The sequence below is a fragment of the Micromonospora sp. DSM 43699 genome, assembly GCF_055517075.1.
The window spans coordinates 1-449 of record NZ_JBTMMT010000218.1; the positions used below are offsets into that span (position 1 = coordinate 1).

1 protein-coding gene is annotated in these 449 nt (G+C 58.8%); it reads left to right on the plus strand.

What is annotated here, in order from left to right; translation table 11 throughout:
* Positions 1–12 precede the first annotated feature (12 nt).
* Positions 13–449: aminotransferase class V-fold PLP-dependent enzyme (locus AC0AIB_RS31330; RefSeq protein WP_465098099.1), on the plus strand; the 437-nt coding region annotated here is incomplete at its 3' end.

The window sequence follows — 449 nt, forward strand, 5'->3', positions numbered from 1 at the left end:
GCCCGTAATCAAGTGGCAGAGCTGATCGGTGCCGACCCGCGCGAGATCGTCTTCACCTCCGGCGCGACAGAATCCAACAACCTGGCCATCAAGGGCGTTGCCCATTTCTATGCCGGCAAGGGCAAACACATCATCACCTCCAAGACAGAGCACAAGGCAGTACTCGATACTTGCCGCCAGCTGGAGCGTGAAGGCTATGAGGTGACCTACCTCGAGCCGATGCCGAATGGCCTGTTCACTCTGGAGCAGATCGAAGGTGCCCTGCGTGATGACACCATTCTGGTCAGCATCATGCATGTGAACAACGAGATCGGCGTGGTGCAGAACATTGCCGCCATCGGCGATCTGTGCCGCTCCCGCAAGATCCTGCTGCACGTGGACGCCGTCCAGAGCGTGGGCAAGATCCCGGTGGATGTGGAAGCCCTGAAAGTGGATCTGCTCTCCATGTC